This is a genomic window from Pseudoalteromonas ulvae UL12, from assembly GCF_014925405.1.
Taxonomy (GTDB): domain Bacteria; phylum Pseudomonadota; class Gammaproteobacteria; order Enterobacterales; family Alteromonadaceae; genus Pseudoalteromonas; species Pseudoalteromonas ulvae.
On sequence record NZ_AQHJ01000035.1, the window covers coordinates 299,609 to 312,103 of the forward strand.

General features: G+C 43.8%; 8 protein-coding genes. 5 read left to right on the plus strand and 3 right to left on the minus strand.

Going from position 1 to position 12,495, the window contains the following annotated elements; all coding sequences use genetic code 11:
- Positions 1 to 32: 32 nt before the first annotated feature.
- Positions 33 to 1,763 carry an amidohydrolase gene (locus PULV_RS19360; RefSeq protein WP_193332820.1) on the plus strand — a complete coding sequence of 577 codons (1,731 nt, stop codon included), beginning with the start codon at positions 33 to 35 and terminating at the stop codon, positions 1,761 to 1,763.
- Positions 1,764 to 2,020: 257 nt separating this feature from the next.
- Here PULV_RS19360 and PULV_RS19365 read toward each other — a convergent pair whose 3' ends face one another.
- From PULV_RS19365 to PULV_RS19375, 3 genes are all read right to left on the minus strand, one after another.
- Positions 2,021 to 2,644 (minus strand): lytic transglycosylase domain-containing protein, encoded by a 624-nt coding sequence (locus PULV_RS19365; RefSeq protein ID WP_193332821.1) that lies wholly within the window; start codon positions 2,642 to 2,644, stop codon positions 2,021 to 2,023.
- A 70-nt stretch (positions 2,645 to 2,714) separates the two neighbouring features.
- Entirely contained in the window at positions 2,715 to 3,371 is a 657-nt protein-coding gene (locus PULV_RS19370) for a type 2 periplasmic-binding domain-containing protein (protein WP_193332822.1), read from the minus strand.
- A gap of 81 nt (positions 3,372 to 3,452) precedes the next feature.
- Positions 3,453 to 5,348 carry a beta-ketoacyl synthase gene (locus tag PULV_RS19375; RefSeq protein WP_086745397.1) on the minus strand — a complete coding sequence of 632 codons (1,896 nt, stop codon included), beginning with the start codon at positions 5,346 to 5,348 and terminating at the stop codon, positions 3,453 to 3,455.
- Between the two features lie 139 nt (positions 5,349 to 5,487).
- On the opposite strand from PULV_RS19375, the gene PULV_RS19380 reads away from it, so the two are divergent.
- From PULV_RS19380 to PULV_RS19395, 4 genes are all read left to right on the plus strand, one after another.
- Positions 5,488 to 6,495, plus strand: coding sequence for a GlxA family transcriptional regulator (locus PULV_RS19380; RefSeq protein WP_086745398.1), 1,008 nt, complete (start codon positions 5,488 to 5,490; stop codon positions 6,493 to 6,495).
- Between the two features lie 73 nt (positions 6,496 to 6,568).
- Positions 6,569 to 7,468, plus strand: coding sequence for a substrate-binding periplasmic protein (locus tag PULV_RS19385; protein ID WP_086745399.1), 900 nt, complete (start codon positions 6,569 to 6,571; stop codon positions 7,466 to 7,468).
- A 108-nt stretch (positions 7,469 to 7,576) separates the two neighbouring features.
- Positions 7,577 to 8,800: an exonuclease subunit SbcD gene (sbcD, locus tag PULV_RS19390; protein ID WP_193332823.1), complete on the plus strand. Its 1,224-nt coding sequence runs from the start codon at positions 7,577 to 7,579 to the stop codon at positions 8,798 to 8,800.
- Entirely contained in the window at positions 8,800 to 12,495 is a 3,696-nt protein-coding gene (locus PULV_RS19395; RefSeq protein ID WP_193332824.1) for an AAA family ATPase, read from the plus strand. The genes sbcD and PULV_RS19395 overlap by 1 nt, the downstream gene beginning before the upstream one ends.

Below are 12,495 nucleotides of genomic sequence, written 5' to 3' on the forward strand. Positions count from 1 at the left end.
GTTTGCTCAGCTTTTTTAATTGGAGTGTGATAATGAAAGTAATAACCCAACTAGTTTCAGTGATGATACTGACGCTATCGAGCTTATCGTTAGTAGCGTGTACTAAGCAATCAAACGCAAATAACACCAATAATCAGGCTGTCGAGACTAAAATGGCGGCTGATCAGGTGTTTTTAGGTGGCCAGATTTACACCGTTGATCCGAATCAGCCTTTTGCGCAAGCCGTTGCGGTGAAAGGAAATAAAATCGTATTTGTGGGCTCTACCGAGCAAGTACAAGCTTTTATAACTGAGCAAACAACGATTTACGATTTACAAGGGCGTACGTTAATGCCTGGTTTCCATGATGTGCATATTCATCCTTTAGAAAGTGGCTCAGACAGCACGCACTTTACCTTAGAAGAAACCCAGCTAGATGCAGAGCAATTTATTGATCCAATCGTACAAGCAAGCTCGGCTTTTCCTGCGGCGACTTGGTTAATAGGTTATGGTCATTCAATTGCAACCTTGCATGATGCAGAGCGTTCTCCCAGAGAAATATTAGATGAAGCGGTACCAAATAGACCCGTGATAATTATGGAGCAAACCTCTCATTCAATGTGGGTGAACTCTAAAGCGATGGAGTTAGCTCACCTAACTCATTCAAGTCCAGATCCAATTGGTGGCGTTCTGGGTCGCGATCAAAACGGTGAATTGAACGGTATTTTGTACGATAACGCGGGCAATATTGTGATGCAGCAAGCACTTGATGCGCTTGGGCACAATTTTGATAACGAATACGCTGGGTTAGTTGACTATACCTTGCCTGAATTTGCCAAATACGGCATTACCTCGATAAGTGATGCGCGCAGTTATTGGCAACGTGATCAACACTTAGTGTGGCAACAAGCTGAGCAAAACAACAAACTAACAGTCAGAGTGAACTTAGGTTTATGGGCGTACCCTGAGCTAAATGACGAAAAACAGCTAACAATGCTGGCCAATCTTTATCAAAACAACTATGACAAGTTAGTCAAAATAAATCAGATTAAGCTCTATTCAGATGGCATTTTGGTGAACAGCACCGCGGCAATGAATGAACCCTATCAGTATGATTTATTAGGATTATATGGTAACAAAGGGCTCAATTATTTTAGCCAACCGCGAATTGAAAAATACATCCGAGCATTAGAACCGATAGGCTTTGATTTCCACATGCATGGGATCGGTGATCGCGCCATTACTGAAGCGCTCAATGCGGTCGAGTTGGCAAGTAATAAGCAAGGGCGGCACCGTATTACCCATGTTGAAGTGGTTGATCCTGATGATTATCAGCGTTTTTCAAAGCTGAATGTAACCGCAGACGCGCAAGTGGCGGGTGATTTTACGAACCCTGAACATTGGGCTGAAAACAATGAACTAATCGGACACGAGCGCTCAGATCACTTGGTACCGATTAAATCTCTGACCGATGCAGGCGCGCGATTGACTTTGAGTAGCGACTGGAGCGTTAGCCATTTTAATCCGTTTTTAGGTTTACATAATGCAGTTAACCGTGCTCCAGAGCAGTTGACGCTCGATCAGGCTATTCGTGCTTATACAATTAACGGTGCATATACCATGAGGCAAGAGCATTTAGTGGGCTCAATCGAAGTGGGTAAGCGTGCTGATTTTGTTGTGCTTGATCGTGACATAACCACGACGGCAACAGATCAACTTAAACACGTTAAAGTCATGCTGACGCTCTTCGATGGCGAAATCGTTTATCAACAGTCGTTATTTTAAAATAGAAACAACCGATTATTTTTTAAATCAATTTATTAGTTGGTTTTTTGAATATAATTCAGGGTGTTTATAACACGCATAAAAAAGCCAGCAGAGAGTTGCTGGCTTGGGCGCTTATTGTGATTAGCACAATCGCAATAAGCTACAAGGGATAAGTTATCTACACGGCTGATAATACAGTTTTTAGCTGAACCTTACCTTAACTACATAAAAACAAAGTTGTTAAAGCGAAGAGCTGTTAAAATACGTGGGGCGGATTAGCTATTTTTTCGATGGATCCGTGTCGCTTGTTGATAGCGCTTATGTAAAATACTGACGCGTTTAACATAGGCTTTTGTTTCTTCAAAGGGTGGGATCCCCTGATATTTTTTCACCGCACTTGGACCTGCGTTATATGCCGCAGCAGCCAGTTTGATATTCCCTTGAAAAGTATCGAGTAGTTGCGCTAAATACTTTACGCCCCCTTTTATATTTTCTCGCGCCAAACTTGGATTTGTTATTCCTAAATACCGTGCTGTCTCTGGCATCAATTGCATTAATCCAATAGCGCCTTTTTTCGAAATGGCGTCAGCGTCAAAAGCGGATTCTGCATGGATCATGGCCCTAATGAGTGCAGCTGGCACTTGATGTTCGAGACTTGCTTGGTGAATTTCTTGCTGATATTCCACATTAAATAGTTGAGTGTGGTACCAATCCACTTGAGAGTTCAAATCACAGGCAAAACACTCATACGCCAATATATTATAATTTTGCTTAAGGGGCTGCTGATCTGTGAAAGCAACAGTTCCGTCAGATTGAATATATTGATAAACGACTTGTTTCGCATTGGAATAACATTGATTGCTAAACAGCAAGATGAGCACAAAAGGAATACGGGACATGGAGCAAACTCTCAGAGACATGCAATTAATTTTACGACTTTAAAGATGAAAGTAAAGCAAGGTGCGTTGCTTAATGAGCCTTTAATGCATCCAATTCTGTTTGCAGTGCTTTACTGAGTGGCGCGACGAGGTGCTGATTGCGTTTATGCAAAAAGTGATACAAAGGTTCAGATAATAATACCGGGTGTGACTTGTGGATTGTCTCATCTGTAAATAAAGCAACAGGCTCTGGCAAAATAGCAAAATCGACGCGATCTTTTTCAAGTAAGCTGATGACTTGTGCGCTGTCGGTGACTGCAAGGTTATTTGGGTGGTTGAACAGGTGTTGTTCAATCATCACATACCCTCTCACGGTCGCTACAGAATAGTCATGCAGTACTTGCCATGAGATGGGTGAGTGCAGGTTTTTTTTTGTGTAAGCATACACTTTCATATGCGCTATTGCCGGCTCGACCATAATAAAATCAGGCACAATGTGACTAAAATTTGTAAAGCGTACGACTTCTCCATCAATTGTCGTATCAAGATTATCTTGTCGGATCGCACGACCTGCGGGCATTGGATGAATATTAATTTCGCAATTAATACGACGATAAGCACGTTTCAAACGTTTTATTTCGCTGCTTAATACCGAAATATCGGTTGGTGCGGCCAAATTAAGTAAGCACTTTGCCAAAATTGAAGGCGAGAGAGTAAACGCCAAAACAAAAAAAATGATCCGTAACAAATTGAGTTCCTTTAACTTGTAATTTCAAGTGTAGGGATAGACATAAAAAAAAGCCACTCAGTGGCTTTTTTTATGTGCTGGTTAGACCATGTCGCTAAATGGATTCTCTTGGCTTAAAGCTATCTCATTTTCAAAACCTGGTAAGCTGATTGCCAGTGAACTCATGGTCATCTCATTTTCATCAATTTGACCCTCACCAAACTTATAAATGAGGTCAAATTGTCCTAAATCAGCTTGCTGTTGATACACAGCTTGTTTGGCTTTGACTTGCTCAAGTTTGCTTTGGTACTCGGCCATTTTGGCCTCGCCGTACCGTTTGGTCAGCATGTTGAGGCACACTTTAGGAGAAAATACTGGCGCAGTCGCGTTATTACCACCAAATCCTTTAGAGTTAATAAACGCAATATCCATGTCAGAGCAAAGATAGTGTTCGGTTCGAATATCAAGACGTTCGTCATATACATCGTCGGCCACTTTATCAATAGTGGTGATACCTGGCATGATATTGTGGCTAAAAATACCTAAGGCCATGGCCATTTGGTCGCCGCTTGCAGGCCCAATTGTATGGCCAACAAAGGCTTTTGGCGCTGCAACAGGCCAATTTGTAATATCAAAGGCTTGGGCAACTTTGTCGTAAATCAGTGACTCAGTGACGCGGTTTTGCGGGGTACTTGAACCATGAGCCAAAATAAAGCTGCGTTCTTTAACCGCATCGGCGCCTAAAACATTGTGAGCTAAGGCCACTGATTTGGCCATAGTGATGTAGTTTCCAGGGCCTGGCGCTGTGATAGATTTTTTGATGCCATCGGCATTAATAAACACATCTGGTACGGCAGCCATTACATTTGCACCCGTTTCAATAGCGAGTTTATCGTCCATCAACACGACAAATTGCGCGCCTTCACCTATGGTAAAACCACAGTTTTCACCAAATGGGCGACTCGTGCGACGATGGTCGGCTGTTTCTGTGCCATCTAGGCGTTTGAGGCCCTCTTCATTGGCCAATGCGCTCATGTTGCCAAACCCTTCGACAATTTCAGGGGTAATGGCAGCTTCGGCACTGCCTACAATTGCAACACGAATTCGCCCAGCTTGAATGTCATTGACCGCCGCGCTGAGGTTATATAAAAAAGTGGCACATGCGCCCGATGCGGTAAAAGTGGTGCCAACATTACCAGTTACATACGCATTGATAAAATCCGTCGACATGGTATTTAAGCCAAGAGCGAGGTTTTTAGTGCTAACACGGTCACCTAATAAGCGACTTTTCATCAGCCCGCCAAACCCTTCATCATGCATTTGTCCTGCGACCGAAGCGGAATAGGTACCGACTTGGTCTGGTTTGATGTGTTGCATAATATCTTGCCAATCGATCCCGACTGAATGAATAGCATCACTGGCAGCAAAAATAGTTGCTTGTAAGCCACGGGGCTGATAACGGCTATTGTATAAATTGGCTGGCTCAAAGCCTGTTGGGAATTGGCCTGCAGCTTTAATTGGGTTATCACGAAAGCTGTCGTGTGTGATGACTAAACTTTCGCTTATTTCTACTTTTACGCGGCCTTTTTCTAGCTCAGTTATGACCCAGCTAGTAGGGACTGGCGTTGGTAAATCACGGGTGCGGGTTTCAAATACCACTGCGCCATCACTTGGGATAAGCGTTAATTTTTGATGGCAATGAGTAGCATCAGGATCAAAGTGATTTTTCTCAATTTTTCTGATCAAGGTCCCGGCTAAAATTTGTTCACCAAAGGTTGCTTCTATTTTATCGGCATCGATCACATTACCCGCTTGGTCAAGCAATTGGCCATCTTGGTATTGGACTAAATTCATTAACGTGGCGAGGCCCAAAAACGTTTCTTGGCGTGCTTGTGCGGTTAATTTATCGATCACAATGCGACGAAAGCCTTGATGAAATGAGGTACGGCCTGCGGCATTGATACCGCCCATTCCGACGACAAGAGGTAATACTGACATGATGAGCCTCTATTAAAAAAGTGTTTAAAACCGAATATGGCGACAGTGTATGCTTATTTTAAAATTAGTGGTGGGTTTATATGGCCAAATTTTATGTCATAATGGCCGAAGTTGAGTTTTCATTTGTTATTTATCCTTTATGCCTACGAATAACCAAGGCCAAGAGCCGATCAAAATTGCGTTACTGGTTTACCCGCACATGCTGGCAACCAGTTTGACATTACCGCTAGAAATGCTGAGGGCGGGGGAAGCGTATGCACTGCGTCATAACCCTCAAGCGGTAACATTATCGATTGAGTTAGTTGGGCAAACGTTGGCCAGTATTGATTCGCGTGCAGGCGTCACAATTAAACCTGATGTGGCCTTGGATGAAGCCGCTATGGCAGACATTGTCATTGCGCCTAGCTTGTGGCGCAATCCTCGGCCAGTGTTACGAACTAACCTCGCATTAGTTGATTGGTTGAAAACACTTTGGCAACAAGGGTCTACTTTAATTGGTGTTGGCACGGGAGCGTGCTTTTTAGCTGAGTCTGGTTTACTTGATCATCATTCAGCGACAACCCATTGGCATTATGTTGATCAATTTAAGCGTGACTACCCGAAAGTGGTGCTCAAGCCTGATTTTTTCATTACACAATCTGAGCGTATTTATTGTGCGGCCAGTTTAAATGCCTTGGCTGATATTGTGGTGCATCTAATTGACCAATTTTATGGTCGCAGTGCTGCCAATCATGTTGAGCGAAATTTTTCACATGAAATACGTAAGCCCTATGAAGAGCAGCGCTACTTAGAAGGAGCGGTTGACCGCCACCCCGATGAACTGATCGCACAAATTCAGTTTTGGATGCGCACGAATTTATCTTCTCAAGCAACGCTTGCACAAGTTGCACAGCAATTTGGCATCAGCCAGCGTACTTTTACCCGTCGCTTCAAAGCAGCGACGGGCACCCGTGCGACAGAGTTTTGGCAACAGCTTAAAATTAATGCGGCTAAAGAGTTGTTAAGTTCGTCAAATCTGTCAATTCAAGAAATCGCTGATATGGTCGGTTATCTCGACCAAGGCCATTTGACTCGAATCTTCAAACAGGCTTTGGGGGCGACGCCGACCGAGTATCGTGCGATGGTCCGCAAGAAACTATTTAGTTAAAAGAATCATCTTTTGCTGGTTGTTCACCGCTTACCTTCTACAATTTAATAATTATTAGTCAGTTGGAAAATCGATGCGCTTGATTTGTTTGTGGCTGTGTGGCTTATGCGCCTCGTGCTCGGTGCTCAAGGCCGAAGAAGTGTCTGTAGGGTATGTATATCAAGGAGAGCAGTACCACATATCAGGCCGTAAAGTGAATGGTATTTATGTCTTTAATCAGCAGTCTGATCGTGTATTAAAACTGGTGACCCTAGATTGGCCACCCTACATTGGCGAGCACTTGTGTAATAAAGGCTGGGTCTTTCAATTTACCGTAGCACTTTTAGTGAGCAAAGGGTTTGAGGTGCAAATCAGTTTTTTACCTTGGGCAAGGGCGGTACGCGAAGTCGAGCTGGGGCACGCTGATATTTTATTTCCTGAATATTTCATTGAAGATGCATCACCTTCAGACACTATTATTGGCAAAAAACGCCATCAATTATTAGCTTTATCAAATGAGTTTCCGGGCGGCGAGATTGGTTTTTTAAAACGTAAAGGTGAACCCGATAAATTTGAGGGCAACCTAGCGAACTTGCAAAAAGAGCGGATTGGTGTGGTGAGGGGTTATCAAAATACGCCAGAGTTTGATGCCATGATGGATAATAATCAATTTAACGAACTGAAAGTCGTCGATGATCTACAGCTGATGAGAATCCTGCAAGCAAAACGAGTTGATTTGATTATTGGCGACCCAAAGGTATTAAAGTATTCCGTCAATTATTCTGACTTAAGCACGGCAGAAAAAACAATGTTATTAAACAGTGTTGAAGAAGTTAAACCTGCATTGAAATACAACGCACTGTATTTTGCGCTCAGTAAAAAAATACCTAACTGGCCAACTCTGCTTAAAGAAATAAATACTGCTTTATATGAATTTCAAAACTCAGGTGAGACTGATCGCATTATGGAGACAGCCTCTCGCGCTTGCCGATAACGGTTAACCCGTCATTTTATTGTGTCAATTTAACTAATCCCACCACAAAGCGTTTATCTTCCGCGCTCACCTTGTAATAATAGCGACTTGTTTGTTGTTGAGATCATTATGAAAATCCTGCACACCTCCGATTGGCATTTAGGCCAACACTTTATGGGCAAAAGTCGGCAACATGAGCATGCTGCCTTTATAGATTGGCTGCTCAATACCGTTCAAGAATATGCGATCGATGGTGTCATTATTGCTGGTGATGTATTTGATACGGGGGCGCCGCCCAGTTATGCCCGCGAACTGTATAACCGGTTTGTGGTAAAAATGAATCAGCTTGGTTGCCCGTTGCTTGTTCTTGCTGGAAATCATGACTCAGTGGCGACATTAAATGAATCAAAGGGTTTGTTAGCTTATCTTAATGCTCAGGTTGTGACGTCAGCCCAAGATAATCCACAGCAACAAGTGGTGGTAATAAATAACCAAGCAAATCAACCTGGTGCTTTGGTGTGTGCAATTCCGTTTATTCGTCCTAAAGATGTATTAAAAAGTCAGGCGGGAGAATCAGCCGATTACAAACAACAAGCACTTGGACGCGCCATTGCTGACCATTATCAGGCTGTTTACCAAGCTGCACTTGATAAAAAAGCCGAGCTCGGATTGCCACTTCCGATTATTGCAACTGGCCATTTAACAGCAATGGGTGTGAAAAGCTCTGACTCAGTGAGAGAAATCTACATTGGCACACTCGATGGATTTGCAGCCAGTGAATTTCCTCCTGCTGACTACATTGCTTTGGGTCATATCCATCGACCGCAAGTTGTCGCCAAATCAGCTCACATTCGATATTGCGGCTCGCCCATCGCATTGAGTTTTGATGAGTTGGGTACGCAAAAAAATGTCTTAATTGCTGAATTTTCAGAAGATAAATTGTCGGCCGTCACCCCAGTAACTGTTCCAGCTTTTCAAGCCATGGCGGTGATAAAAGGGGATTTGAACGATATAACCCATGCGCTTGAAGCCTATCAGCAACAAAGTAACGTCACTTGGCTATGCATTGAAGTGCAAACGGATGATTATTTGTCAGATTTACAACAGCGAATAGCCGCGCTCTGTGAGGGAAAACCGGTTGAAGTGTTGCAACTGCGTCGCTCACGCAGTGCGCGGCAAACAGCATTGACTCAACAGCAACAAGAAGTGTTAACTGAGCTTAGCCCTCTGGATGTGTTTGAACGGCGCTTAGCACAAGAAACATTGACTGACGATTGCGAGCCTCGCCTCGCTCGGCTGCGGCAACATTTTGCCCGAATTGTTGCCAAAGTAGCGCAAGGAGCAAATGAGTAATGCGGATATTGACTTTACGGTTTAAAAATATCAATTCGCTCAAAGGTGAATGGAAAATTGATTTTACTCAACCCCCTTTTGTCGACAATGGTTTGTTTGCCATTACCGGTCCGACTGGGGCGGGTAAAACAACTTTGCTCGATGCGATTTGTTTAGCGCTTTATCATCGAACGCCACGGCTTAATTCGATTTCAAAAACCAGTAATGAACTGATGACTCGGGGCACCGCAGATGCGTTGGCTGAAGTTGAGTTCGAAGTTAAAGGAGAGGGGTATCGAGCATTTTGGAGTCAGCGCCGCTCTCGTGATAACAGCGACGGTAACTTGCAAGAAGCCAAAGTCGAATTGGTTAAAATAAGTGATAACAGTATTTTAGCCTCACAAATTAAGCAAAAAAACCAACAAATAGAAGCAATTACTGGGCTAGATTTTGCGCGTTTTACAAAATCCATGATGTTATCTCAAGGTCAGTTTGCGGCTTTTTTAAATGCAGATCCGAACGAGCGAGCGGAGTTACTTGAAGAGCTTACAGGCACAGAAATATATGGCTTGATTTCAGAGCAGGTTCATATTGAATTTACTCAGGCAAAGCAATTACTGGGCGAATTAAAAGCACAAGCGCAAGGTGTTGAATTATTAAGTGCAGAGATACTTGAGCACTATCAACAGCAGCAACACGTGTTAACACAGGATCTAACGAATGGTGAAACCCAACTAAAAGATCTGCAACAACAGCAAATCTGGTTGGAACAAGAGCAGCAGTTACAGACTCAATTTACTGCACAACAGCATCAGCTTGAGCATGCAGAGCAGGCATTTTTGAGCCATCAAGCGCAGTTGCTACAACTGGCTAAAAATGAACCGGCAGAGCAATTACGGCCTTTGTTTCAAACCTTAGATGAAAAACAATATCAGGTAACACAATTAGCTGAGCAGCAACAGCAACTGCAGGGGTTAGCGGCCCAGCACCAATCTGCCGTGCAAGTCAACGAGGCTTCATTGAGTGCAGCACAAGCTGAGCATAAGCAATTACAGCAACAACACCATGAGCAAGAACAATTAATAAATGATGAAGTGATCCCGCTTGATCATCAAATCCATCAGCAGCAACACGAGTTAGCGCAAGAGCAACACAATCAACAGCATCAGCAACAACAGCTGCAGGCATTGCAGCATGAGCTTGAGACATTAAATACCAATAAGCTGCGCATTCAGCAGCAATTAGCGCAATGCGATGATTACCTAAATAAATGTCAACACGATGAACACATCACACGATGTTTTCCTCGTTGGCAAGAGCAGTTGCAGAGCGTTGCTCAGACGCAGCTGCGGGTCACGCAGCTAACACAGCGCTGCCAACAGCTTGAACAGCAGATTGGACAGGCAACCACTGAGGCTAACAGGTTAACTGCGCAGTTAACTGAACATCACCGCACTCAAGGTGAGCATAAACAAGCAGTCGACAAGCAACAGCAAAAATTTACTCTGTTGCTTGGTTCGTACTCGGTCAGTTCATTACAGCATGCAGTGCAAACACAGCAAGAACAGCAATCCCTTGCGCTACAGTTACCTGCATTGAGTGAGCGGTTGTTGTTATGCACGCAGCGTCAGCAGCAGTTACAGCAAGATATTGCACAAGAAACCCTAAAAGAGCAGCAATTCGAACAACAATTAGTTCAGTTACGCAGTCAGTATAAATTGCAGCGGGATCAGGTCGATTTATTGGAGCAATTGCTGCGACAAGAGCAACACATCGCTGATTTCACCCTGGCACGTCAACATCTTCAGCCTGACGAAGCATGCCCTTTGTGCGGTTCATGTGACCACCCATTAATTGCAGAATATCAGCAACTTGATATCAGTGTGAATCAGGCAAAACGCGACCAAGCCAAACAACAATTAGAGCACATTGAGAAACAAGCGAGTGAGATCAAAGCGCAAAAAGCCGTGTCGCAGTCTGTACTCGCCAAAGCGCACGAGCAGTATCAAGGGCAATTAAATGAGCATGCTGAACTGACCCCTAAATGGCAGCAAGTGTGTCAACAACTGTCATTGCAATTGCAAGCAGGCGACGTACAGGGTTTGCATGAGTATTTAACTCAACACGAACAAGTGCTAAAGGCGTTAAAGGTGCAATTAGCCGATGCACATGTGCAACAAGATGAACTCAAGCGATTAGAAACGTGCTTAAGCAACATTAATGATGAAGTAAAAGCGTGGACACACCAGCATGCGTTAGTACTGCAGCAGATTGAGCAACACCAAGCGCAACTAACACAATTACGCCAAGAGTATGATCACGAACAACAGGCTATGTCAGCGCTGACAATGCAATTATCGGTTGAGTTAAATGCATCGAATTTGACACTTCCAGCACCTGAGGATATGAACGACTGGCTGCATAGCATCGAGCAACGCGTTCAGCAGTTTGAACAGCAGCAAACGCTCAAAAAATCGCTGACTGAACAAGATCATCAAGCGCAACTTCCTTTGACGCAAAAAACCACTCAGCACGCTCAGCTAAAACAACAGTTAGAGCAATGCGGCGCAAAAATCACACAGTTGCAGCACTCTTGTAATGATCTTAAAGCGCGTAGACAAACAATCTTTGGCGATGAGAGCGTCGCGTACGTTCGCTCGCAGATACAACAAACTCTACAAACTAGCCATGAAGTGTTGGATCAGCACACAAAGGTATTACAGCAATGTGTGCAACAGCATCAAGCGACATTAGGCGAACAAAAGGCGATAGAGCAACAACTTGCTCACAATGAGCAGCAATACAGGCAGCTGCAAGTACAGTGGCAACAAGCACTTGCTGACAGCGAGTTTGACTCTGAAGAGGGGTTTGTTGCGGCTTTGTTGCCATTAGAGCAGAAACAACAATTCCAAGTATTAAAACAGCAATTAGACACCGCACGCACGCAGGCACTGGCGTTGTTTACACAAACTCAGGCTGCATTAGCTCAGCATCAAACTAAGGCACTCAAGGGTTGGAAAGACTCTGAGTTGTCTTTGGTTCTTCAGCAAGTATTGGACGCGCAGCAACACGTTAAACAACTTGTCGAGCAAACAGGGCAAGTCAAACAAGCTTTGCAAGATGATGCAAAACGCCGTGACAATCAGAGCCAGTTATTTGAGCAAATCGCAAGCAGCCAAACTGAGTATGATGATTTAGCTTATTTGCACGGTTTAATCGGCTCGCTCAAAGGCGATAAGTTTAGAAAATTTGCACAAGGTCTCACGTTAGATCACCTTGTTTATTTAGCTAACAAACAGCTGACACGTTTACATGGCCGATATTTATTAGAACGCAAAGCCAGCGAAGCGCTTGAACTACAAGTACTCGACACTTGGCAAGGTGACAGCGTGCGAGATACCAAAACGTTATCGGGTGGGGAAAGCTTTTTAGTCAGCCTTGCTTTGGCATTGGCTTTGTCTGATTTAGTGAGTCATAAAACTAGCATCGATTCTTTATTTTTAGATGAAGGATTTGGCACCTTAGATCGAGAGACTTTAGATATGGCCCTAGATGCGTTAGATAACTTACATGCCAGTGGCAAAACCATTGGTGTGATCAGCCATATTGAGGCGATGAAAGAACATATTGCCGTGCAAATAGAAGTTAAAAAACAAGCTGGGCTTGGTTACAGTCGCTTAGATCAACAGTATTTATTCTCAAGTAGCGGTGGGTAA

Bases quoted from the DNA above. Each gene is read 5' to 3' on its own strand.
- PULV_RS19395 (WP_193332824.1), top strand. From the start codon at position 8,800: ATGCGGATATTGACTTTACGGTTTAAAAATATCAATTCGCTCAAAGGT.
- PULV_RS19375 (WP_086745397.1), bottom strand. From the start codon at position 5,348: ATGTCAGTATTACCTCTTGTCGTCGGAATGGGCGGTATCAATGCCGCA.
- PULV_RS19360 (WP_193332820.1), top strand. From the start codon at position 33: ATGAAAGTAATAACCCAACTAGTTTCAGTGATGATACTGACGCTATCG.
- PULV_RS19365 (WP_193332821.1), bottom strand. From the start codon at position 2,644: ATGTCCCGTATTCCTTTTGTGCTCATCTTGCTGTTTAGCAATCAATGT.
- PULV_RS19380 (WP_086745398.1), top strand. From the start codon at position 5,488: ATGCCTACGAATAACCAAGGCCAAGAGCCGATCAAAATTGCGTTACTG.
- sbcD (WP_193332823.1), top strand. From the start codon at position 7,577: ATGAAAATCCTGCACACCTCCGATTGGCATTTAGGCCAACACTTTATG.
- PULV_RS19385 (WP_086745399.1), top strand. From the start codon at position 6,569: ATGCGCTTGATTTGTTTGTGGCTGTGTGGCTTATGCGCCTCGTGCTCG.